The organism is Vibrio splendidus, from assembly GCF_024347615.1.
In the GTDB taxonomy this organism is placed as follows: domain Bacteria; phylum Pseudomonadota; class Gammaproteobacteria; order Enterobacterales; family Vibrionaceae; genus Vibrio; species Vibrio splendidus.
The window spans coordinates 1,851,923-1,874,152 of sequence record NZ_AP025509.1 but is presented as its reverse complement, the minus strand read 5'-3'; the positions used below and the strand labels follow the sequence as shown (position 1 = coordinate 1,874,152).

The window sequence follows — 22,230 nt, the reverse complement described above, 5'->3', positions numbered from 1 at the left end:
TCAACAAAAAAATACGGTCCCAACTAAAAAAGACGACTTAACTAGTTAGAACCACGATATTCAGTCGGCGTTCTTCCTGTGCGATTCTTAAACACGCGGCAGAAGTAGTTCACATCTTTAAAGCCACAACGTAGTGCCACTTCATTGAGCTTGAAGTTGTACTTTTTGAGCATGAACTTAGCGCGGTCGACTCGAACACGGGTGATGTATTCTGCCAGCGTCATGTGACCTTGCTGACGGAACATTCGCGACAAGTGATTGGATGAAATGCTAAAGCGTGAGGCAATGCTGTCTCGGGTGATTTGGCGGTGGAAATTCTCTTGAATGTAGATACAAATCCCTTGATACACATCCTGCACGCGGCTGTGAGATTTCTCGACAGGCGCTTCTAACATCGTCTTGCTGTATTGGAGCAGAGCTTGCAGCAATAACTCATCCATCGGCTGCTTGTTACTCTCTCTCGCTAACGAGCTAAGCGCCTCCAAGATGTTATCAATCGCAAACCCAGAGCGAGTCTGAATACTGTGCTTTTGGATATCGTAAAAGCTCTCTTCCCCTTTGCGCTTACTCACCAAACTCAAGCCAAGCTGACGACGACCAAACAACATACTCAACACTGAGCAGTCAGTATCCCAGTTAGGTTTATTCCAGCAGTTAGGTGGGATGAAAATCGCGTCTCCGGCTTTGGCAATAACGTTAGTGATCTTGCGATCATGACTCTCCATTTCATTAATATACTCTCCGTCTACCACCAACTCTAAGCGCGGAAAGTTCACCTGATAACTGCACGCTGAAGGTGTATGAAAATCTCCAGCAAACCAGATGTTATGAAACGGTTCTCGCTCGTTTAATACCGACGAGATTAAGTCATGAAATATCATTATTCGAACTCTTATAAGCAGCAATAAGGCTACCGGAATAGATATACCTGTAACTGAAACATAGCGCTATTGAGCAAAATCACAATTTGAGATCTAGGTTACAAAAATCCAGTCACGGAAATAAATTTCCAGTAACGAAACTGACCTAGCACGTTTCTGACCTGATAAACAAATACGCTACAGCCCTTATAAATAAAAGCCTCAACACATCTTAAACTCTGTCAACACCGCCCTAAAAACGGCCACTCGACCGATCAAAATCACACTCCACTTATAACGCAACAATCATCCAGTAAATGCATTTTTTCTTCACTACAGAAGGCAAGCCGTAGATTCCAGAATACCCCTAACAGAATAAAAACAGAGTAGGGGTTCATTATGATCACGACATTGATCAATCAAGATTTGATTAAGCTTTCGCTTAGCGCTAATTCAAAAGAAGACGTATTCAAAGAGCTGATAGACGTGCTTTACGCACAAGGTAGAATCTCAGACAAAGCACAGTTTCTTGCCGACATTAAGGCTCGTGAAGAACAAGGTAATACCGGGTTTGAAGAAGGTATTGCTCTGCCTCACGCCAAAAGCAGCGCGGTGATCAAACCCGCGGTTGTTATCGGTGTCCATCAACAGGGTATCGAGTACGGCGCAGATGATGGTCAGCCATCAAAGCTATTTTTCATGATTGCCTCTCCTGATGGCGGCGACAATCACCACATCGAAGTATTGGCAGAGCTTTCTTCAAAACTGATTGAAGAAGGCTTTATCGAAAGCTTCATGAATGCTGAATCTCAACAAGAAGCATTGGAGCTACTGCTTACCAAACCTGAACCTTCAGCAACCGAAACCAACATTGAGAAGCAAGGTTTCATCATTGGCGTGACTGGCTGTCCTGCTGGCGTTGCACACACGTATTTAGCAGCCGAAGCACTAGAGAAAGGGGCAGCGGCTCTTGGCTACGACATCAAGGTCGAAACCAACGGTTCTATTGGCGTTAAAAACAGCCCGACTCAAGAAGAGATCGAACGTGCAGACGCGATTGTCGTGGCTTGTGATAAACAGGTCGACATGGCTCGCTTTGCCGGAAAACGCGTCATCAGCACCAACGTAAAAGCGCCAATCAAAGACGCGCAAGGCTTGATTCAGCAAGCGCTCAATGCACCTAGCTACCAAGCTAAACAAACGCCAACCAACCAATCTGTTGTAGAGAAAGCATCACAAGCGCGTTCTGACCTTTATCGTTACTTGATGAATGGCGTATCACACATGATTCCATTCGTGGTGACTGGCGGCCTATTGATTGCCCTTGCACTGGCGATTGGCGGCGAACCAAGTGAATCTGGCATGGCAATTCCTGCTGGCAGCATGTGGAACCAAATTCTAGAAGTCGGTGTGGTTGCGTTCACGCTGATGATCCCAATCTTGGCTGGCTACATTGCTTACGCGATTGCCGACCGCCCTGCCCTAACCCCTGGCTTGATTGGTGGCTGGATTGCTAACAACGGTTCTTTCTATGGCGCTGACGCAGGTACAGGCTTCATTGGTGCAATCATCGCAGGTCTATTAGTGGGTTACTTCGTTAAATGGATTACTTCGTTTAACTACCACAAATTCGTTCAACCACTTGTGCCTATCATGATCGCTCCGATCACTGGCTCTTTGTTCATCGCGGGTCTGTTCATCTTTGTTATCGGTGCACCTATCGCTGGGCTGATGGACGCTCTTACTGCACTGCTAACGAGCATGAGTACAGGCAACGTGGTTTTGCTTGGCATCGTATTGGGTGGCATGGCCGGTTTCGATATGGGCGGTCCATTCAACAAGGTGGCGTTCCTATTCTCGGTCGGCATGATTGCCAGCGGTCAAACTCAGTTCATGGGTGCAATGGCGTGTGCAATTCCTGTGGCTCCACTGGGTATGGCTATCGCAACCAGACTTGGACGTAAGTTCGACCTGTTTGAATCTTCTGAAATTGAAGCAGGCAAAGCAGCAGGTGCGATGGGCTTGGTGGGTATATCAGAAGGTGCGATTCCTTTCGCAGCTCAAGATCCAATGTCGGTTATCCCTGCCAACGTACTTGGTTCAATGACGGCAGCGGTTATGGCGTTCTCATTCGGCATCACCAACAGTGTTGCCCACGGTGGCCCAGTTGTCGCTCTACTAGGTGCTATGAACTACCCAATGCTGGCACTTCTGTGTATGGCATCTGGTGCGGGCGTGACGGCCGTTACATGTATCGCGCTTAAAAATCTACGTAAAGCCAAGCTAACGACAGCAGCGGCTTAAGCCATTTCAACTCCAATGGCTGAGCCCTTCTACTCGCATTTCACTAGGTCGAGTAGAGCTCAAGCCATGTTTCCCTTCATGGTGATTTCGATGTCTGATTTTTCTTTAGCGAACGACTCGTTCGTACAACGCTTTTTCTACCCTATGACCAACGTGATTCAAAACTACGCATGGGGTAGCCCTTCTTCGTTCAGCCAACTGTTTGGTATTGATAACCAGTCTGGTGAACCGCAAGCGGAGATATGGATGGGTGCTCACCCGAATGGTTGCTCAATGGTCACTGATAACGGGCAGCAGACCACATTATCGAGCTTGATTTCTAAGAACCTAAACCTGTTTTTAAGCGAGAAAGTCGCGAGTCGCTTTGGCGAACTGCCGTATCTGTTCAAGGTGTTGGCGGCAGAGAAAGCGCTGTCGGTGCAAGTACACCCAAATAAACAACAAGCTGAATCTGGATATGCTCTAGAAGAGCAGCAAGGCATTCCGATGACCGCTGGCAACCGCAACTACAAGGATCCTAATCACAAGCCAGAACTGGTGTATGCATTAACCGACTACACCGCAATGAATGGCTTTAGGTCGATCAACGAGATCCTTGAGCACTTCCATTATCTCGACATTCCAGAGCTTCATTCGATGGTTAACGATCTCGCGGGCGACCAAACGCCCAATGGATTAGCCAGCTTCTTCGCGAGCTTATTATCTTTGCAAGGTGAACAAAAAGGCATGGCGCTGACCATGTTGCTGATGAAGGCCAAGCTTTCTGATGCACCCGTGTTCCAGTTGATTTCAGAGCTGGAACAACAGTATCCGGGGGATGTCGGCCTGTTTGCTCCGCTGCTATTGAACGTTATCACGCTAAAGCCGGGGCAAGCCATGTATCTGGATGCCGAGACACCCCACGCTTACATCAAAGGCACGGGCTTAGAAGTGATGGCGAATTCAGACAACGTACTCCGCGCAGGGTTGACGCCTAAGTACATGGATATCAATGAATTAGTCTCTTGTACTCAATTCAATGAAAAGCCTGCGGATAGATTGCTGCTCAGCCCGATTGAGCAAGGTGATGTGATGGAATACGAAATTCCGGTCGAGGATTTTAAGTTCTCTATCGTGCAAAACTCACATCAGAGGAAGATCACCACCGAAGGTGCCGAGATCCTACTGCCACTCGACGAATCCATGGTGCTCACTCATCAATGTGGTGAAACCTGCATAATTGAGAAAGGCCAATCGGTGTTCATTCCGGCTTACGCTGAGAGTTACAAACTGGATTGCGTTGGACGTGTCGCACGTGCTTACAGCTAGCTCTATCGAGTAAATCTAGCTCTCCCGAGTAGATACAAACATTGATCATGCCCTGCTTTGCGGGGCATTTTTGTTCCTACAGCTTTTTTCTTCCTACAGAAAGTTATTTCAACACCGAAATACACCATCAAATATGACTCATCTCACACTGGATGAATGATGCAAATCACACTTAATTTTGCTTGGTACAAATGTACAGTGAAGGGCTTTTATTTGCTATTTCGCGAATTCGGTTAATCCATTAATTTTAATTCAAGAACTTCAATAGTGAATGAGTCAATAAATGATCACACAGCTAACTAACGTCAACTTAATTAATAACAACCTTCAAGCGAATAATAAAAAAGAACTGTTTGAAGAATTGGCAAGCATGTTATTTGAGAGCAACCGAATCAGTAATAAAGAAGCCTTCTTGGCAGACATCGAAATTCGTGAATCTCAAAGCATTACCTCAATGGACGGCATCGCTTACCCACACTCAAAAAGTAGGGCGGTAACTGAGCCAGCGATTGCAGTCGGTGTTAAGCGTCAAGGCATTGAGTATGGCGATGAAGACGGCATTAACCCAACCGTATTTTTTATGATTGCCTCACCCGATAACGGTGCAGACCATCATATTTATGTACTACAAGAACTATTTGGAAAATTCAGCGATGAATTTATTCAAGATATCCATAACGCAAAAGACGAACAACAGATCCTTAATATTTTAATTAATTCATAAGGCGTAGAAATTATGAGCACCCTAACAACTCAAGCTACGAATACCAATAATAAAAACAGTAGTAGCGACTTTAAAAAAATCCTTAGTACCATGAAAGGCCACCTGCTTTTCGGAACCTCACACATGCTGCCTTTCATCGTAGCCGGTGGTGTTCTGTTGGCGTTAGCGGTGATGGCATCTGGCAAAGGTGCTGTACCTGCAGACGGCTTGCTGGCAGACATCTCTAATATCGGTATCAAAGGCCTTGTTCTTTTCCCAATCATTCTTGGCGGCTTTATTGGTTACTCCATTGCAGATAAACCAGCACTAGCACCTGCAATGATCTCTTCTGGCATCATGGCTGACATGGGCGGCGGTTTCCTTGGCTGTATCGTGGCAGGCTTTATCGCCGGTGGCGTGGTGTTCCAACTTAAGAAGATCCCACTTTCTGCAAACATGACCGCGCTGGGTGCGTACTTTATCTACCCGCTGCTAGGCACGTTAATCTCTGCAGGTATCGTACTGTGGGGCATCGGCGAGCCAATCAAACTGTTCATGTCTTCAATGAACGAGTTCCTAGCTTCAATGGCTGGCGCATCTAAGATGGTTCTGGGCACAATCCTTGGCGGTATGACAGCGTTTGACATGGGCGGCCCTATCAACAAAGTAGCGACCCTATTTGCTCAAACTCAAGTAGACACGCAACCTTGGCTAATGGGCGGCGTAGGCATCGCGATTTGTACTCCACCTCTAGGTATGGCTCTGGCGACTTTCCTATTCAAAAACAAGTTCTCTAAACAAGAGCAAGAAGCAGGTAAAGCAGCAGCAATCATGGGTTCTATCGGTATCTCTGAAGGTGCTATCCCTTTCGCAGCAAATGACCCAATGCGCGTACTTCCTTCAATCGTTGCCGGTGGTATCGTGGGCTGTGTATTCGGCTTCATGACAGACGTTCTACTGCACGCACCGTGGGGCGGCCTAATCACTGCGCCAGTATCAAGCAACATTCCAATGTACGTAGTTGGTATTGCGCTTGGCTCGCTAACCACAGCCGTTATCGTAGGCTTCTGGAAACCTGTAGCGGTAGAAACCGAAGAAGACATGGTTGAAGCGCCAGCACAAGCTCAAGCGGCGCCTGTAGCAGGCGAAGGCGAGTACGACATCGTCGCAGTAACATGTTGCCCTTCTGGTGTTGCACACACCTTCATGGCAGCGAAAGCACTAGAGAAAGCAGGCTTAGCCGCAGGCCTTAAGATTAAGGTAGAAACTCAAGGTCAAAACGGTATTCAGAACCGCATCAGCGACCTAGATGTAGCGAACTCAAGACTGGTTATCTTAGCTCACGATATTCAAGTGAAAGACGCTCACCGCTTTGCTAATGCGAACGTGATTGAGTGTTCAACCAAGGAAGCAATGAAGAAAGCCGCGACTATGGTGGCTATCTAAAACCTGAAACAAGTTAGAAGATAAAATTACTACCCCCTAGTAACTAAAATCCCCATTCGTTTTGTCAGCAAATGGGGATTTGTTATCTAGACGATTTGGTCACACACTTTAGCTCTGTAACGTCAGTTTGATCAGCCTTGAGAAACAAGCGTCTCTTCAGTTTCCAAATCAAACAAGTGACACTGTAGCGTATTGAAGTGAAGTACTGTTTCTTCGCCGCTGTTTGCAATTCGGTCTGCATCGAAAGGTACACGTGCCACCAGCTTGTCTGCGCCGAGTTTGAAATAGAGATACAGCTCGTTACCCATCGACTCGACCACATCAAGCTTGTGCGTTTGGGTATTCACCTCCGACAACGGCGCATCATGATTAGCCAGCTGAATGTGCTCAGGACGAACGCCAAACCACAACCATTCACCGATCTTCTCTTGAGCGATAGCTTGCTTGTCTTGTGGTAGCGTCCAACGTGCGCCACTTTCCGATACCACGTTCATTACGCCGTCAATCTCGTCGACTCTCACCTTGATAAGATTCATCGCAGGCGAACCAATAAAGCCCGCGACAAACTTATTTTCTGGGTACTGATAAAGATTCATTGGCGTATCGACCTGCATGATCTCACCTTGATTCAATACACAAATACGATCGCCAAGGGTCATCGCTTCCACCTGATCGTGTGTCACGTAGATCATGGTGGCGTTCTGTCCTTCTTGTTTCAGGTTATTATGCAGCTGCGCAATGCTGACACGAGTCGACACACGTAGCTTTGCGTCTAAGTTAGACAACGGCTCATCAAACAGAAATACATCCGGCTTACGCACCATCGCACGACCGAGAGCCACACGTTGCCTTTGACCGCCGGACATTTCACCTGGCTTGTTGTTCAGTAGGTGTTCGATATCGAGAGTCTTGGCTGCATCTTCAATTCGCTCATTGATTTCATGCTTTGGCAGCTTCTGCTGCTTAAGGCCAAAAGCCATATTTTCATACACCGACATGTGCGGATAAAGCGCGTAGTTCTGAAACACCATCGAGATGCCGCGATCTTTAGGTGGCAGCTCGTTCACACGCTTATCACCAATGTAGACATCGCCTTCTGAGATATCTTCAAGGCCTGCGATCATGCGAAGTGTGGTGGATTTTGCGCAGCCAGACGGCCCAACAAACACCATAAACTCACCTTCGCGAATATTCAGATCGACACCGTGCACGGCCTTAAAACCATTTGGGTAGGTTTTCTCTACCCCTCTCAGTGTGACTTCAGCCATAACCTGTCCTTAAATCAATTCGTTAAATACTATCTTTGGAATCTGTCGTTAAACGTTTTAGCCACGTTCTTGCAGTTGATTGAGCTCAAAGTGAGCGACCGATGCGATGACCAGATCCGCCACAGGTTCTAACTCGCAATGTTGCGCTGTGCCCGTCAACACACCGACATTACTCGCGCCTGCATTGCGGCCAAATTCCATATCCGAAACCGTGTCACCAAACATGATCACTTCGTGTGGCTCAATGCCGCATTTTTCACAGAATGCGTTAAGTAATGCGGGCGCTGGCTTAGGTTCGATATCACCATCAGAGTAACCGACATAATCAAACATATCGCTCAAACCCGATTGCTCTAGCGTGTAGATGGTTGAGTCTTTGGTATCTGCGGTCGCGATGCCTAAAATCATGCCTTGCTGCTTGAACAAACCAAGTTTTTCAGTCACACCCGGCAGGGCTTCAATCCAGCTTGGATTCTCTTCCACTTCGTCATTGAAAGCCGCTTTAGTCACCTTAGTAAACTCAGCGAGCGAGACATTGGGTTCCAGCATGTTGAACCACGCTGTCGCGGTATCTTCCACTGGGTTTGAGGCTAATAGACCATAGTTATCAACTACATCACCTTCAACACCAATGGCCAAGAGTAACTCAGCAGGTGTGACAGTTTGATTACCTTGATGCTGGTCACTGTAAGATTTCACACGCTCACAAGCACCACGAGAAACGTTAAGCCACATCCTGTGGAACTCTAACAATGTGCCGTCTTTATCAAATAACATCGCCTTAAACTTCATCACAGCTCATTCGCTCCATTAGTTCTCCCCAAGTACGCACTAGGGGTTGGTTAAATTCTGGTTGTTTGCCGTCGAATACGGCATTGATGCAGCCTTCAAATTCATTATTAATAGATGAAGATTGAGTGCTGTTCGATCCTGTTGAGAATGGAAGATCTCCACGACGAATATCGACACGGCACCAACGGTAGCCCTCATCAATATGGATACTTTGCAGCTCATCACTCAAAGCGATTCTATCGACAATCTCGCCATCAACCACGCACTCTGCGTAGTAAGGGTTTTCTGAATCAGTGACTGCTATTCGGTATGTTAGTGGCTGACCTTGAGAATCGTTGCCCGGCAGCAAATCACCTAAATTGATGTCAAACTTCAAGCCGCAACGTCGCTCTAGGTAAACTTGCCCATTACGCAGTCCAGATAAGATGCCTTCACCACTCAAGCCATGGCTGTATACGAAGGTGGATGGGTCACCGTAAATAGAAGGCTCATCCGATTTTGGATTGCGTTCATGCGGTTCAAGATGTGAATCACTGCCGCCAATCGCGGTAATACGCTGGCCACAATTCCACATTTCATTGAGCACCAATAACGCCTCTTCGGTCGCTTTCGGTGAAGTCGACCAAGTTGGATCACAACACACTTCAAACGTAGACACTTGGCTTAGATCCACTTGATCGTAATGCCAATGCCACGGCTTCATCATAGGGTGATTAATGCCAAGGGAACTGTGTCCGCCATTGTGTCCACTTCTAGCTAAGCACAATCCCGCTTTCATGATCGCTTGGCTGCTGTGTTCAACGTCTCTAAGGTCCAAAGACTTAACCGGCCCATGCACATTGAAGTGCCCGAGATCGGTCGTCACTTCTAACGCGGGTAAAAACAAACATTGGTTTGATACAGGCAGTTTAGGCTGGCAAATGTTGTGCTCAGTGAAAAAGAAGAAATCGAGCCCTTGTGATTCAACAATATCTTTCGCCGCGGCCAAGGTATTGTGGCCATCAGAAAGCTGAGTGTGGGCGTGTAAATCACCACGATACCAGCGAGAATAAGAGCTCAACATGTGGCTGTAATCAAACTCGATATCGTGATCCGTTGTGACTGTTGGGTTCAGTTCTAGCTCATTCTCAATTCCGTCAGTACCTAGCTCATTAAAATGATTAACTAACTCATCAGTGCAAAGCACATCGACTTGATACTGCATCGCACGTTCGGTGCGAAACTCACCTTCGAGATTGTAAAGTTCTAAGAACCACTCGCCCGATGGAATCGCGCCATCAATCGCGCCTAGGCCAGAATTTTGCGGTTGGATAGTGAGTGACTTGTCCGCCTTTTCAAACAACACCTTGCCACGAAAAGCTTGGTTAGCATCGTAAGCTGCTGCGTACAAGAATCCTTTTTTCACCGTTGTGCCGGTAATCGTTACGCTGTGAGAACCTGCTGGCACATCAAAGGGGATACGTACTCTGCCAAACGGCAGCTCACCTTGAAATTGGGTCATTGTCTTCACCAAATTCGTCCTAATTGAAGGACTGGGTCAAAAAGAGGCCCACCCGAATAGATGGGCCTTTATGCATGCAAAGATAGTGTTAACCACTTTACAGATTAAGAACGATTCGCTCGGTCTAGTGCACGTTGCGCTTTCTTAGCCGCTTGTTTTAGCGCTTGGTCAGCAGGCACGTTTTGGATTTGAATCTGATCCGCTGCTACTTTCAGAGCGTCCATGATCTTACCGTTGGTAGGATCTAGGAAGTCTTTGGTCGCTGTGTTCGCTTGCTTCAAAGGAATCAGAGCTTGTGGGTTATCTTTAGTGAACGCTTGGTATTCTGGTACTTCAGAAACGCTGTTACGTACAGGGATGTAACCCGTGAACATTGACCATGCCGCCGTGTTCTTCGCATTGGTGTAGAACTCAACAAACTCGAACGCACCTTTTGCTGCTGCTTCGTCTGTGCCTTTTGGCATTACGTAAACCAGCGCACCCGCTTGTGGCGCAGAAGGGTTTGAACCCCAACCTGGTTGCGTAGTGGCAGAAAGCTTAGTGAAGTCCAAATCACCTTGGTCACCCGATGAACCGGTGTAACCCAACGCGTTGTCTTTCATTACGTCATCAATGGTTTTGTACCAGTATTCCCAACCTTGACCGCCGTAGTGAATACGCATGATTTGATCATCGTGGATCCACTTACGGAAGCTGTCCCACACTTCAATCCATTCAGCCGAGTCGATGAGCACTGTTTTGCCATCATCACTGATGATCTTCGCGCCGTTAGAGAAAGCCGCGTCAATCATGTTGTCTTGACCCCACATTGGCTCCCATCCGTAAAAAGTCACGTTGCCTTTGTCATCACGTTGGGTAACTTTCTCCGCGACCTTAGCCACGCCTTGCCATGTGTTTAGGTCTTGCTCAGTAAAGCCGTTATCTGCCAATACCTGCTTGTTGTAGTAGAACACTTGAGTTGTGCCGTAAGCAGGCAAGCCGATGATGGTGCCATCGTCTGCCGTCACTTGGTCTTTAAACGCGCCAATGAAATCAGAGAAGTTGAACTCTTCATTCATGAACGGCGTTAGGTCGCGGCTCAAACCACGTCCGTGCATCGCTTCCGCACGACCTGAATCTAGCAGCACAAGTTCAGGTGCCGTTCTAGACGCTAGACCTGCTTGCAGCTTCTGGTAGGTTTCCGTGTAGTTGCCTTGCAATGCTGGCTTCACCACATACTCATCTTGGCTCGCGTTGAACTCTTCGATGAGCTTAGTCATCATTTGCTGTGGCTTAGTACCACCGGAATACCAAAAGTTAACTTCGGTTGCGGCAAGAACACTGCTAGAGAACATAGACGCGCTTGCTGCGCCAGCACACACTAGTGCGAGAGTTTTTAGTTTCATTTCCGTTTACTCTTTTACGCCGTTATCGGCGATACCTGAAAGAATCGTCTTTTGACAAATGACGAATAGAATTAACAAAGGCAATACTGCAATGGTGCTCGCCGCCATGATTTGCGACCAGTTCAATCCATAGTTACCTTCGGCAATAAAGTAGTGACGAATCCCGGTCGCAATCAGGTTAAGATCCTGAGTGGTGATAACCAAGCTAGGCCACATGTAGCTGTTGTAATTGGTAATAAAAGTGATGAGGAACAGTGTTGCGACTGCTGCTCGGCATTGCGGTAAGATGATTGCCCATAAGATTTTGAGCTCACCTGCACCATCAATTCGTGCCGCTTCAATCAGCGACGGATGCACCTTGATAAACACTTGGCGTAGATAGAACACACCGAAAACCGACGCCGCGTTCGACGCCACTAGTCCCATGTGTGAATCCAACAAGCCCAGTTTTGCCAAGGTGATGTAAGACGGAATGTAAGTCACTGCGCCCGGCAGCATGTAACAACCCATCACGATAAAATAGAGCACCGTCTTCGAGCGAAACTTCAGCTGAGTCAACGCATATGCAAACATCGCCGAATTCACAATCACCAACAAGGTAGTGAATAGAGCCACGCTAAAACTGTTGAAGATGTACAAGCCAAACGGCGCGCTGTGAAAGGTTTCGACAAAGGTCTCCCAGCGAAACTGCTCTGGAATCAAATCCAGCGGGTTAGCAAAGATCTCATCATTGCTTTTCAGCGAACCAGACAGCATCCATAAGAACGGGAATACCATGATGGTTCCGCAGGTTGCCAAGAACAGGTGCTTAGTCAATGCGATAAACGAACGGCGATCCACTGAACTTTTCTTTGACGCAATCTCTGATTTGGTCGCTTTGGTTTGGGCTTTGACTTTAGATACAGCCGCTCTTTGATTTAAGACTTGGTTGGCATCCAATACTTGCATGGTCATAATTCTGTCCTTTCAAAAATCGACTAGTAGTACACCCAGCGCTTGCCGATGTAGGTATTAATGAGTGCCAACAATCCAGTAATCAGGAATATCACTAACGATGTCGCGGCCGCAGGTCCCATTTCGTAACGCTCAAACGCTTGTTGGTAGAACAAGTACAACAAGGTACGTGTCTCTCCACCCGGTCCGCCTTGCGTTAGGATCTGGAACTGATCAAACGCTTGCATTGCCGTGATAATGTTGACCACCACTAAGAAGAATGTGGTTGGGGAAATCAGTGGCAGCGTTATCTTCAAAAAGCGCGTTAAGCTGCTGCAACCATCAATCAAAGAAGCCTCATACAGAGACTCAGGGATCTTATTAAGCGCACTGATGTAGAACAGCATCGTCCAACCAATCGCCTGCCAAACCGTCACGATAATCACCGCAATCAAGGCTGTGTTTCCGTTCTCTAACCATGGAATTGCGCTAAACCCTGCCGACTCTAATAAGTGGTTGGCCAAGCCTGACTTCGTCTCGAACACCCAAGACCACACAATCGACACCGCGACCGTTGGCGTGATCCAAGGAGAGAAGATCACCGCACGATAGAACTGGCTGCCCTTGAAGTTTTTGTGTAACAACATCGCAAACACAAGCCCAAGAATGATGGTTGGAATCACCACTCCGACAGAGAACCAAAACGTGTTGAGTACTGCTTGAATGAACTCATAGTCCTCAACCATGTACTCGTAATTTTCTAAACCGATGAACGAATAATCTGGCGAGATGTAATCCCAATCGGTGAAGCTGATATAAATTGAATAACCAAATGGTACGAGCCAAAAAGTAAACAGTGGCACCAACAACGGTGCGGTAAATAACAGTACCTTTAAGCGGTTTTTCATTGGTTGTGAGAAAGCACTCATGGTGACCTCGTCCTTATTTGTATGCGGTTAAACTAAGTGTTTTTTATGACAGGTTAGTAAGAGCGCCCTTCATTTTTTTTATGTCTATCCATAAGAAAATCTTTACTCCAGTTCACCGTCTTCCATCTGGTGATAAAGCCAATCACAGAAGAAATTCACCTTGGCGCTGCGACTGTGTTTAGTAATCAAATAGTGAGCAGATTCGGCAGGCATCGAGGATTCGCTTGCCAATACCAGGTCTTCTTTCTTGAGTAGTTCAGACACCGCGAGCGAACGCACTAGCAACATTCCAATGCCATGTTTAACTGCTTCTAAGGCATGCAGAGAGTTACTAACTTCGAGCAGAACCTTAGGTAATGTCATCTCGAATTGGTTGTGGCCAAGCCATTGCAGCCAGTTCTCTCGGTAGCCTTTCACCTGAACCGTCGGCAGAGCAGCAAAGTCATGCTTACTGAGTAATTCTTGATGCTCAGATTTGAATTGAGGGCTGCACACCAACTGCCAGTGTTCTTGAAACAGTCGCTCACAATGGGTGTCTTCGCTTTCGACCTTGCCGTTAGTCAGTTCGATATCGACATTCTGGCAAGGGTTGGTTGATGGCCAGTCCACCAGCTGAATATCGAGCCTGATAAAAGGGTATTTCTTATAGAAGGATGGCAGGCGAGGTAACAGCCAGTTATGACAAAAGGTGTGGTTTACGCGCAGGCTCAACACGTCGGTTTCTTTTTCACCGAACAAGATCTGAGTCTGCAATTTAAGGTGAGCAAGTGAACCTGCCACAATCGGTTGATAATGCTGAGCAGCTGACATCAGCTTTACGCCTTTAGAGCTGCGTTCAAACAAGGTGGTATCGAGGAAGGTTTCTAAACTTTTGAGCTGTTGGCTAACCGCCGCTTGCGTAACGCAAAGCTCTCGAGCAGCCGCGCCAATGGAACCGAGACGAGCAACAGCTTCGAACGCAACAAGGGCGCGTAGAGGGGGTAACATGGCTTCACCTGATTGAAATAAAAGTGAAAAATACTTCAATCAGGTTTCAGTTTTTTGCGCTTACCGTTACAGATTAATGACGAAGGGACGTTGATCCGATATTTATGATCAACGTCCCTTTTCTTCTATTTCTTATTTCTATTTTTATACGTAATGCCTTCACCCCGTCATATCAGAGCTCGCATCAGGCTTATCTATTCTTTGATGTAGCGATCTTTGGAATAACGCAGCTCTAGAAAATGCAGATATTTGCGAAGCACGCACCGCTTAAAGACGTTGAAGAGAGTAAACCCATCACATCTAAAGTAAGAGTGCTCGCTCTACTCCTTCAATATGATGAGTTTCTAGAAATTAAGGCTGAACGTATTTAAATAGCGCTCTAGCCTAACTGAATAAAAGTCTGATAATTCCTCGTCTTCTTCATCGTGGCAATCTATACAGCTATCCTTAGGATCGAATTCTTCATGGGGAAGATGACACTCGACGCATTCCATCTCTTCGCTCTCTTTGTGCTTTAGATTATGCTGGCGCCCTTCGAGGTGACCAAAATCATCATGACACTCCACGCAGCTGTTATATTCAAACTCAAGATCGTCAGAAGGCTCTTCGTCTAGATGGCACTGCCCCGCACATGTTTCATCTTTTAGGTGAATATTCGCAAGATTATGCTCATCTGGATTAGGTAAATCTTCTGCAACCACCAGTGCGCATACTCCAACAAGTAACACACCAATTAAATATTTAGTCGTACTCATAAAACTGGCTCCTTCTTACCGGTGTGACTTAAGCGCTTTCTCACGCAGAATAGCTTCATGGCAGGTTGCACATAGCCCAATACGGAACTTCTTACTGATACCGATAATCGGGTCTGAATCTCGATGTAAATTGTGGCAGTTGGAACATGTTAATTTGGTGGCGTGTACATCGTGGGTCCACTCACTGGCCCTCAAGCTTTCTGGAGAATGACAGGCGATACACTTTTGGTTTTGTTCGAAAATTGGTAAGTCGATATGATCATCGAATGGAATCACACTCACTAGATCAGAATCTTTGGGGTGAGAACCTTTTCTGCCATGACAAGCCGTGCAGTTGTTGTAAAACTCGGTACTGGCATGTGCGCCTACAGAAGCGATGGCATCAATATTTTTAAGCAGACGCTTTTTTTGATGGCACCGTATACAACGCTTATTTTCCTTTATTAAAGTATGCATTCCCGCTTCATTGGTAATTTGGCTAGAAAACGGTTTTACATTATGGACAACGGAATCCTGAACTGTTGACTCAGAAGAGAGCGATAACGGAATAAAGAATATACTCAACGTGGTCAACACAAATAAATAAGAAACATATTGAGTAACTGTTTTGACCATAATAGTACTCTTCTGTGAAGAAATGATTTGAGCCGATTATTTCGACACAAATCATTTCAGTTAGTGACGAGTGTTATACTTATTTAAACTCAAGATTTAACACACCACGATGGTATATGTGATTAATTTGAGAGTTATCAAAAACCGCAACACCAAATGGATATAATTGGCTCAAATCGTTAAATTGCACATCTTGCGTTTCTGAATTTTCACCAGTAGTGACAAGCTTACGCTTCATTTCAAGAGTCCAAATACCCTCTTTCCAAACGGCACCGACTTCGATATCACCACGAGAACCGGTAAATGGCTTACCCGTTAAACCAGGGATTCGTTCCAACTGATTGTAGTCAGGTGTAAATGGTTTCTTCCCTGAATCTAAAATCAGTAATGTTTCATTGGTCAAGTTATCTGATACATAGGCTGGCTGGCCGTCTTTTACGTTATTAACGTACCCACCACCTGTTTTGCTGTCACCTTTACGTCCCCAACCTTTGTTTTGTTCTGGATCAGTATTGCTATCGACGTATTGGTCATCGAGCTGATTATGAACCGCAGTTCTCACACCTTTCCAGTGCCACATATCAATAAACTCACCTTCACGATTGGTGTATTTCCGTGCAGGGTTCTTGTCATCACGCCCTGCGTTTTTTCCCTTTTTAGCTCTGTGACACGCAGCATTACACCCCTTTTCAGAAAAGCCTTCAGCATTGATATTCCAATAGACCGCAAATTTGTCTTCGTAGTAGGTATTGTCATGTCCGGTGTCATCTTTATTTTTTAACTGTTTCCATGAACCATTCTCTTGCTTAATCCAAGGAAAACGGTCAATACTTTTGGTCGGATCGGCATAACTAAACAAGAAATAAATGTATTCATCGTCATACATTGATTTCATTTCCACGCTGGTTTTTTTAATACCCTCATAGCCATTATTTGGCTTATACGGTAATTTATTCACCTTCTGAGTCAGCGGTTTAGCTTGATCCCAAACGGCATCAACGCTGCCATCGATAACTATATTTGAGGCAAGCTTACTGCTCTCTAGTATCTTATCTTTTGCTTGAACAGCAGTGGCTGGAATGATCATAAGTACAGCCACGGCTGATAGTGTCATCATTGAGTACTTCATTATTACCCTCCTAAATCCCATTGCTCTATTTATATAATTAAGCGTAGGAATGAATTAGGCTTTTTCAATTGATCGATATCAACTTAAATACAAATAGACAAAATATAAAAGTAGATATTTAGAACTCAATAAATAGAGAATAATTTTTTGAAAAAAACCTCAAATATTATAAATATCAATAGCTTTGTGGTAGCTATCCGTAACTAATTCACAAATAATAATGGTTAGTATCGACTTCGAGCTTCTACGTTCATTTATAGGCAGCTAAAATTCTCTATAAATAGCCTTATCTAAAATAGAGATATAATAAAGGGACGTTAATCATATATTTATGTTCAACGTCCCTCTTCTTCTATTTTTGATCTTTATGCGCTATTTCTTAGATCCTTCATGTCTTCAAACCTCTATATCAGGTCTCACAGTCAATCTACCTATTCTTTGATGTAGAGGTCCTTAGAATAGATACGCCCTTCCACGTTGTTCTTTGCAAAGCCACCCACACTTGGTCGTACTAGACGGGCCTGCATGTAGTAATAGATGGGTGCGATAGGCATATCTTCAGCCAGTAACTGCTCCGCTTGATCATAGAAGCCTTGGCGATCTTGCTCGTTGGTTGCTGACAGTGCGCTGTCCATTGCAGAGTCGTACTTGTCGTTGTTGTAACGGGCAAAGTTACCCGAAGACTCAGAGCGCAATAAGCTCAAGAAGGTCGACGCTTCATTGTAGTCACCACACCAAGAAGCGCGCATCACATCAAAATCACCTTGGCGACGTGATACTAGGTAAGACTTCCACTCTTGGTTTTCTAGCTCAACTTGCGCGCCTAGGTTGCCTTTGAGCATGGAAGCGATAGCCACAGCAATCGATTTATTCGACTCACTGGTGTTGTAGAGCAATTTGAAGTCCAATGGGTTAGCCGCATCGTAGCCCGCTTCTTTCAACAGCTCTTTCGCCTTTTGGTCACGCTCCTTTTGAGTCCATGTGCTGTATTCAGGCTGAGTCGCATCAAAACCAGCCGTATATTCATGAGCAAAGGTATAGGCCGGTAGGTTCCCCACCTGAGTGACGCCATTGGTGATGACATCACGCATCATCGAATAAGACACCGCTTTACGTACTCGCGCGTCATCGAATGGAGGACGTGTAGTGTTGAATGCGTAGTAGTAAGTACACAGCAGAGGCACCGCGGTAAACGCATCTTGGTATTTGGTTTTAAGCTGCTGCGCCATATGTGTCGGTACATCAGACGTGATATCCACCTCGCCCACCGCATAACGATTAATCGAAGCGTTTTGGTTTTCGAACGGGATGTAAGTCACTTGGGTTAGATTGGTATCTGAACTAGCCCAATAGTTAGAATTCTTCTTCAGTTCAATGCGTTCGTTAATCACCCACTCGTCCAATACAAACGCACCATTACCCACAAACTGCTTAGGGTCACTCCACGGCTTATCGCTGTTTTCTAGCGTTGCCTTATGAACTGGCATCATTGAGGTGTGGCCCGTCATCGCCACAAAGTAAGGCACTTTACTATCAAGTTCGAACTTCACCGTGTGTTTATCAACGGCTGAGATACCGAGATATTCAACGGGCTTCTTACCTTCTGCCACGTCAGCAATATTGTTGATTCTGGTGAGCTTGAGATACCACACGTTTGGCGAAGCCAGTTTCGGGTCGACCGCGCGTCTTATCGCGTACACGAAATCATAGGCCGTCACCGGATCGCCATTCGACCATTTCGCATCTTTACGCAGGTGGAATACAAACGTCTGGTTGTCTTCGGTTTCCCAAGATTCCGCGACACCTGGAGTAATATTGCCATCGCGATCTTGAATCACTAAACCCTCAAATAGGTCGCGTAGAATGTGCATTTCCGGCAAGCCTTCTGCTTTTGCAGGGTCAAGCGTCGCCGCCTCTGCATCGTTAGCACGAACTAAGTGTTGGTCTTTTGCCAGTGAAACACCAGCAGGTAAGGTTTCAGCAACGGCAGTCACTGATATAAAAGGGGTCAATAAAGATGAAATGAGTAAAGCCGTTGAATGTTTCTTAAAATCCATGTTTTTTTGCTCTCCTAGCCTATCTTTGAAGCAAAGTAATAAAATTAACAATGCGACGGTTGACGAGTTTTGACGCTATGGTTTATTTAAATGGGTTCATCTAATGGACTTAGTTAATGAGTAATATAGCCAATAGTGAATACTTGATAGTACTTGATCAATCAGGAGATTAAGGTGAGTTTAATTCCAAGAACGGAAAGAGCTGCGTTTTCAATAAAGCCGCTGTCATATGGAAAATCGGTGTTGGGTGCTCCTTTACTCTATTTCCCCGCGCAAATAGAAAGCGAATCTCGCGGGCTAATTTTAGCAGGCACACACGGTGATGAAACCGCTTCTATCGCAGGTTTGTCTTGCGCCCTGAGAAGCTTGCCAGCCGCCAATTTACGACACGATGTGATTCTGTCGATGAACCCAGATGGCAATCAGTTAGGCACTCGCGCTAACGCTAACCAAGTCGATCTGAACCGCGCCTTCCCAACGCAAAACTGGACAGCACACGGCACTGTCTACCGCTGGAGTTCTCACACTCCGGTCAGAGATGTAAAAGTGAAAACCGGCCAAGCCGATCAGCTCGAACCCGAAGTGCAATCGCTCATCAACCTAATTGAACAGCGCAAACCTAAATTCGTCATCTCTTTCCACGAACCACTCGCTATGGTCGACGACCCAACCCAATCTGAACTCGCCTCTTGGCTAGGCAAGCAATTCAACCTACCGCTCGTCGAAGACGTGGATTACGAAACCCCAGGCTCATTCGGAACATGGTGCCAAGAAAGAAACCTACCGTGTATTACCGTAGAACTGCCGCCCGTTTCTGCGGATCTGACTATCGAGAAATATTTGGATGCGTTTGTGACAGTGTTGGGGTGTGAGGAAGGGTAGCCCTGCTCATTTTTGGACAAAAGTGTCTCAGGACTTACTCTAAATTAGCAATTCGTGGATAACTAAAGGTATGAATAAGTGAGTATTGGAGAGCGAGCGCGATGCGTAAAATCGCACTAATAAAAGGTTGGTTTAGATGCCGACTAAATGCGGTTCCGCTCAAACCACTATTATTGAGTAAAAAGCCTTTAGCGGGGGAGCTAGTAGAAATTCACCCTTCGAATTGACTTTGTAGTGTAAAAACGGCTCCCTATCGGGAGCCTGTCATATGTCTAAATCTCGGTGCGGATTAAGTGCAGTTAAGTTCAATCAACTATTGACGTTGCATGAAGGTTGTATTTAATTACATCGAATGTAATCAGATTCCAAACATATTTTAGCTCTTTTTTTCGCCTCATTGACATCGATTAATGTCATTCTTTTAGTCATTATATCAAAGTCGTTTTGCATCCCTTCCTTGCCATTATATTGAGCTAATTTTAACCACATGTAAGATGTTTTATCGTTTTTAGTCACACCTTTACCTTCTGCGTACATTGACCCAAGATTGTATTGAGCTGTCGCAAGTCCTTGCTCAGCTGCCTTTGTGTACAAAGACACCGCTTTTTTTTCATCTCGAGAAACACCGGTGCCCTTTGCGTACATAACACCTAGATTGTTTTGAGCATCTACATCACCCTGCTCCATGGCCTTTCTATACCAAGACACCGCCTCTTTATAGTCCTGAGAAACACCTCGACCTTCTGCGTACATAACGCCTAGATTGTTTTGAGCTGTCGCAAGTCCTTGCTTAGCGGCCTTTCCGTACCAAGACACCGCCTCTTTATCATCTTGAGAAACACCGATGCCTTCATCGTACATCCACCCTAAATGGTTTTGAGATCTCGCATGCCCCTGCTCTGCAGCCTTTTCATACCAATACACCGCTTCTTTATCGTCTTGAGAAACACCCGCACCTTGCTCGTAAGACATTCCAAGGTTATGTTGAGCATCTACAACCCCCTGCTCAGCGGCCTTTTTATACCAAAACACCGCTTCTTTATCATCTCGGGAAACACCTCGGCCTTCTCCGTACATAACGCCTAGATTGTTTTGAGCTAGCGCATGTCCTTGCTCGACAGCCTTTTTATACCAAGACACCGCTTCTTTATAGTCCTGAGAAACACCTAGGCCTTTTTCGTGCATAACGCCTAGATTGTTTTGAGCTAGCGCAAGTCCTTGCTCAGTGGCTTTTCTATACCAAGATACTGCTTCTTCATAATTTTGAGAGATACCTCGACCTTCTACGTACATGCTGCCTAGATTGTTTTGAGCTAGCGCATGCCCTTGCTCAGCGGCCTTTCTAAACCACAACACCGCTTCTTCATAATCTTGAATTACACCCACACCTCGTTCGTAAGACAATCCAAGATTATATTGAGCATCCATAGCACCCTGCTCAATGGCTTTTCTATACCAAGACACCGCTTCTTCATAATTTTGAGAAACACCTCGGCCTTCTGCGTACATGGTGCCTAGATTGTTTTGAGCTAGCGCGTGTCCTCGCTCTGCGGCCTTTCTATACCAATACACCGCTTCTTCATAATTTTGAGAAACACCTCGGCCTTCTGCGTACATAGCACCTAGATTGTTTTGAGCTAGCGCATCCCCTTGCTCAGCGGCCTTTCTAAACCACAACACCGCCTCTTTATCATCTTGAGAAACACCTGTGCCCTCGACGTACATCCATCCTAACTTGGTTTGAGCTCTTGCATACCCTTGCTCTGCGGCCTGTCTATACCAAGACACCGCCTCTTTATAATCTTGAGAAACACCTGTGCCATCGGCGTACATCCATCCTAAATTGGTTTGAGCTCTCGCATACCCTTGCTCTGCGGCCTGTCTATACCAAGACACCGCCTCTTTATCACCTTGAGAAACGCCTGTGCCTTCGTCGTACATAATGCCTAGATTGTTTTGGGCTCTCGCATACCCCTGCTCTGCGGCCTGTCTATACCAAGACACCGCCTCTTTATCATCTTGGGAAACACCTCTGCCTTCGTCGTACATCCACCCTAAGTTAGTTTGAGCTCTTGCATGCCCCTGCTCAGCGGCCTTTCTATACCAAGACACCGCCTCTTTGTCATTTTGAGATACACCTCGGCCTTTTTCGTACATAACGCCAAGATTGTTTTGAGCTGTCGCGTTCCCCTGCTCAGCGGCCTTTCTATACCAAGACACCGCTTCTTTATAGTCCTGAGAAACACCTCGGCCTTCTTCGTACATAACGCCTAGATTGTTTTGAGCTCTCGCATGTCCTTGCTCAGCGGCCTGTCTATACCAAGACACCGCTTCTTTGTTATCTAAGGAAACACCGATGCCTTTTTCGTACATCCA

General features: G+C 45.9%; 18 protein-coding genes. 5 read left to right on the top strand and 13 right to left on the bottom strand.

What is annotated here, in order from left to right:
* Positions 1 to 41: 41 nt before the first annotated feature.
* Positions 42 to 881: a helix-turn-helix transcriptional regulator gene (locus OCU90_RS25440; protein WP_061021433.1), complete on the bottom strand. Its 840-nt coding sequence runs from the start codon at positions 879 to 881 to the stop codon at positions 42 to 44.
* A 378-nt stretch (positions 882 to 1,259) separates the two neighbouring features.
* Here OCU90_RS25440 and OCU90_RS25435 point away from each other — a divergent pair, with 378 nt between their 5' ends.
* The 4 genes from OCU90_RS25435 to OCU90_RS25420 all read left to right on the top strand — a co-directional run bounded on the left by OCU90_RS25435 (position 1,260) and on the right by OCU90_RS25420 (position 6,621).
* Positions 1,260 to 3,164, top strand: a complete 1,905-nt coding sequence (locus OCU90_RS25435) for a PTS fructose transporter subunit IIABC (protein WP_061021432.1) — start codon at positions 1,260 to 1,262, stop codon at positions 3,162 to 3,164.
* A 90-nt stretch (positions 3,165 to 3,254) separates the two neighbouring features.
* Positions 3,255 to 4,472 (top strand): mannose-6-phosphate isomerase, class I, encoded by a 1,218-nt coding sequence (manA, locus tag OCU90_RS25430; protein WP_061021429.1) that lies wholly within the window; start codon positions 3,255 to 3,257, stop codon positions 4,470 to 4,472.
* Between the two features lie 283 nt (positions 4,473 to 4,755).
* On the top strand, positions 4,756 to 5,196 hold the full coding sequence (locus tag OCU90_RS25425) for a PTS sugar transporter subunit IIA (protein ID WP_061021424.1): 441 nt from the start codon (positions 4,756 to 4,758) through the stop codon (positions 5,194 to 5,196).
* A gap of 12 nt (positions 5,197 to 5,208) precedes the next feature.
* On the top strand, positions 5,209 to 6,621 hold the full coding sequence (locus tag OCU90_RS25420; RefSeq protein ID WP_061021423.1) for a fructose-specific PTS transporter subunit EIIC: 1,413 nt from the start codon (positions 5,209 to 5,211) through the stop codon (positions 6,619 to 6,621).
* Positions 6,622 to 6,752: 131 nt separating this feature from the next.
* On the opposite strand, the gene OCU90_RS25415 is transcribed toward OCU90_RS25420, so the two are convergent.
* The 11 genes from OCU90_RS25415 to OCU90_RS25365 all read right to left on the bottom strand — a co-directional run bounded on the left by OCU90_RS25415 (position 6,753) and on the right by OCU90_RS25365 (position 18,972).
* The gene (locus OCU90_RS25415) at positions 6,753 to 7,889 is read right to left on the bottom strand and encodes an ABC transporter ATP-binding protein (protein ID WP_061021421.1); all 1,137 of its coding nucleotides are present in this window, start codon (positions 7,887 to 7,889) and stop codon (positions 6,753 to 6,755) included.
* A gap of 57 nt (positions 7,890 to 7,946) precedes the next feature.
* A complete protein-coding gene (locus OCU90_RS25410; protein ID WP_061021419.1) occupies positions 7,947 to 8,681 on the bottom strand; it encodes an HAD family hydrolase in 735 nt (244 codons plus the stop codon).
* Entirely contained in the window at positions 8,671 to 10,182 is a 1,512-nt protein-coding gene (locus tag OCU90_RS25405) for a CehA/McbA family metallohydrolase (RefSeq protein ID WP_061021416.1), read from the bottom strand. The genes OCU90_RS25410 and OCU90_RS25405 overlap by 11 nt, the downstream gene beginning before the upstream one ends.
* Before the next feature lie 104 nt (positions 10,183 to 10,286).
* Positions 10,287 to 11,567 carry an extracellular solute-binding protein gene (locus tag OCU90_RS25400; protein ID WP_061021407.1) on the bottom strand — a complete coding sequence of 427 codons (1,281 nt, stop codon included), beginning with the start codon at positions 11,565 to 11,567 and terminating at the stop codon, positions 10,287 to 10,289.
* Between the two features lie 6 nt (positions 11,568 to 11,573).
* Positions 11,574 to 12,521 (bottom strand): carbohydrate ABC transporter permease, encoded by a 948-nt coding sequence (locus OCU90_RS25395; protein WP_061021404.1) that lies wholly within the window; start codon positions 12,519 to 12,521, stop codon positions 11,574 to 11,576.
* 23 nt (positions 12,522 to 12,544) lie between these two features.
* On the bottom strand, positions 12,545 to 13,429 hold the full coding sequence (locus tag OCU90_RS25390) for a carbohydrate ABC transporter permease (protein ID WP_017074494.1): 885 nt from the start codon (positions 13,427 to 13,429) through the stop codon (positions 12,545 to 12,547).
* Positions 13,430 to 13,531: 102 nt separating this feature from the next.
* On the bottom strand, positions 13,532 to 14,416 hold the full coding sequence (locus OCU90_RS25385) for a LysR substrate-binding domain-containing protein (RefSeq protein WP_061021402.1): 885 nt from the start codon (positions 14,414 to 14,416) through the stop codon (positions 13,532 to 13,534).
* 344 nt (positions 14,417 to 14,760) lie between these two features.
* Positions 14,761 to 15,171 (bottom strand): cytochrome c3 family protein, encoded by a 411-nt coding sequence (locus OCU90_RS25380; protein ID WP_061021401.1) that lies wholly within the window; start codon positions 15,169 to 15,171, stop codon positions 14,761 to 14,763.
* Between the two features lie 15 nt (positions 15,172 to 15,186).
* Positions 15,187 to 15,627 carry a cytochrome C gene (locus tag OCU90_RS25375; RefSeq protein ID WP_240513372.1) on the bottom strand — a complete coding sequence of 147 codons (441 nt, stop codon included), beginning with the start codon at positions 15,625 to 15,627 and terminating at the stop codon, positions 15,187 to 15,189.
* Positions 15,628 to 15,865: 238 nt separating this feature from the next.
* On the bottom strand, positions 15,866 to 16,915 hold the full coding sequence (locus OCU90_RS25370; protein WP_061021397.1) for an ethylbenzene dehydrogenase-related protein: 1,050 nt from the start codon (positions 16,913 to 16,915) through the stop codon (positions 15,866 to 15,868).
* Positions 16,916 to 17,346: 431 nt separating this feature from the next.
* The gene (locus OCU90_RS25365; protein ID WP_061021394.1) at positions 17,347 to 18,972 is read right to left on the bottom strand and encodes an ABC transporter substrate-binding protein; all 1,626 of its coding nucleotides are present in this window, start codon (positions 18,970 to 18,972) and stop codon (positions 17,347 to 17,349) included.
* 174 nt (positions 18,973 to 19,146) lie between these two features.
* On the opposite strand from OCU90_RS25365, the gene mpaA reads away from it, so the two are divergent.
* Positions 19,147 to 19,854: a murein tripeptide amidase MpaA gene (gene mpaA, locus OCU90_RS25360; RefSeq protein WP_081089943.1), complete on the top strand. Its 708-nt coding sequence runs from the start codon at positions 19,147 to 19,149 to the stop codon at positions 19,852 to 19,854.
* Between the two features lie 339 nt (positions 19,855 to 20,193).
* On the opposite strand, the gene OCU90_RS26150 is transcribed toward mpaA, so the two are convergent.
* The gene (locus OCU90_RS26150) at positions 20,194 to 22,227 is read right to left on the bottom strand and encodes an SEL1-like repeat protein (protein WP_276307595.1); all 2,034 of its coding nucleotides are present in this window, start codon (positions 22,225 to 22,227) and stop codon (positions 20,194 to 20,196) included.
* Between the last annotated feature and the right edge of the window lie 3 nt (positions 22,228 to 22,230).

Excerpts from the sequence above, each read along its gene's own strand:
- OCU90_RS25440 (WP_061021433.1), bottom strand. The coding sequence starts at position 881 with ATGATATTTCATGACTTAATCTCGTCGGTATTAAACGAGCGAGAACCG.
- OCU90_RS25435 (WP_061021432.1), top strand. The coding sequence starts at position 1,260 with ATGATCACGACATTGATCAATCAAGATTTGATTAAGCTTTCGCTTAGC.
- manA (WP_061021429.1), top strand. The coding sequence starts at position 3,255 with ATGTCTGATTTTTCTTTAGCGAACGACTCGTTCGTACAACGCTTTTTC.
- OCU90_RS25425 (WP_061021424.1), top strand. The coding sequence starts at position 4,756 with ATGATCACACAGCTAACTAACGTCAACTTAATTAATAACAACCTTCAA.
- OCU90_RS25420 (WP_061021423.1), top strand. The coding sequence starts at position 5,209 with ATGAGCACCCTAACAACTCAAGCTACGAATACCAATAATAAAAACAGT.
- OCU90_RS25415 (WP_061021421.1), bottom strand. The coding sequence starts at position 7,889 with ATGGCTGAAGTCACACTGAGAGGGGTAGAGAAAACCTACCCAAATGGT.
- OCU90_RS25410 (WP_061021419.1), bottom strand. The coding sequence starts at position 8,681 with ATGAAGTTTAAGGCGATGTTATTTGATAAAGACGGCACATTGTTAGAG.
- OCU90_RS25405 (WP_061021416.1), bottom strand. The coding sequence starts at position 10,182 with ATGACCCAATTTCAAGGTGAGCTGCCGTTTGGCAGAGTACGTATCCCC.
- OCU90_RS25400 (WP_061021407.1), bottom strand. The coding sequence starts at position 11,567 with ATGAAACTAAAAACTCTCGCACTAGTGTGTGCTGGCGCAGCAAGCGCG.
- OCU90_RS25395 (WP_061021404.1), bottom strand. The coding sequence starts at position 12,521 with ATGACCATGCAAGTATTGGATGCCAACCAAGTCTTAAATCAAAGAGCG.
- OCU90_RS25390 (WP_017074494.1), bottom strand. The coding sequence starts at position 13,429 with ATGAGTGCTTTCTCACAACCAATGAAAAACCGCTTAAAGGTACTGTTA.
- OCU90_RS25385 (WP_061021402.1), bottom strand. The coding sequence starts at position 14,416 with ATGTTACCCCCTCTACGCGCCCTTGTTGCGTTCGAAGCTGTTGCTCGT.
- OCU90_RS25380 (WP_061021401.1), bottom strand. The coding sequence starts at position 15,171 with ATGAGTACGACTAAATATTTAATTGGTGTGTTACTTGTTGGAGTATGC.
- OCU90_RS25375 (WP_240513372.1), bottom strand. The coding sequence starts at position 15,627 with ATGCATACTTTAATAAAGGAAAATAAGCGTTGTATACGGTGCCATCAA.
- OCU90_RS25370 (WP_061021397.1), bottom strand. The coding sequence starts at position 16,915 with ATGAAGTACTCAATGATGACACTATCAGCCGTGGCTGTACTTATGATC.
- OCU90_RS25365 (WP_061021394.1), bottom strand. The coding sequence starts at position 18,972 with ATGGATTTTAAGAAACATTCAACGGCTTTACTCATTTCATCTTTATTG.
- OCU90_RS26150 (WP_276307595.1), bottom strand. The coding sequence starts at position 22,227 with ATGTACGAAAAAGGCATCGGTGTTTCCTTAGATAACAAAGAAGCGGTG.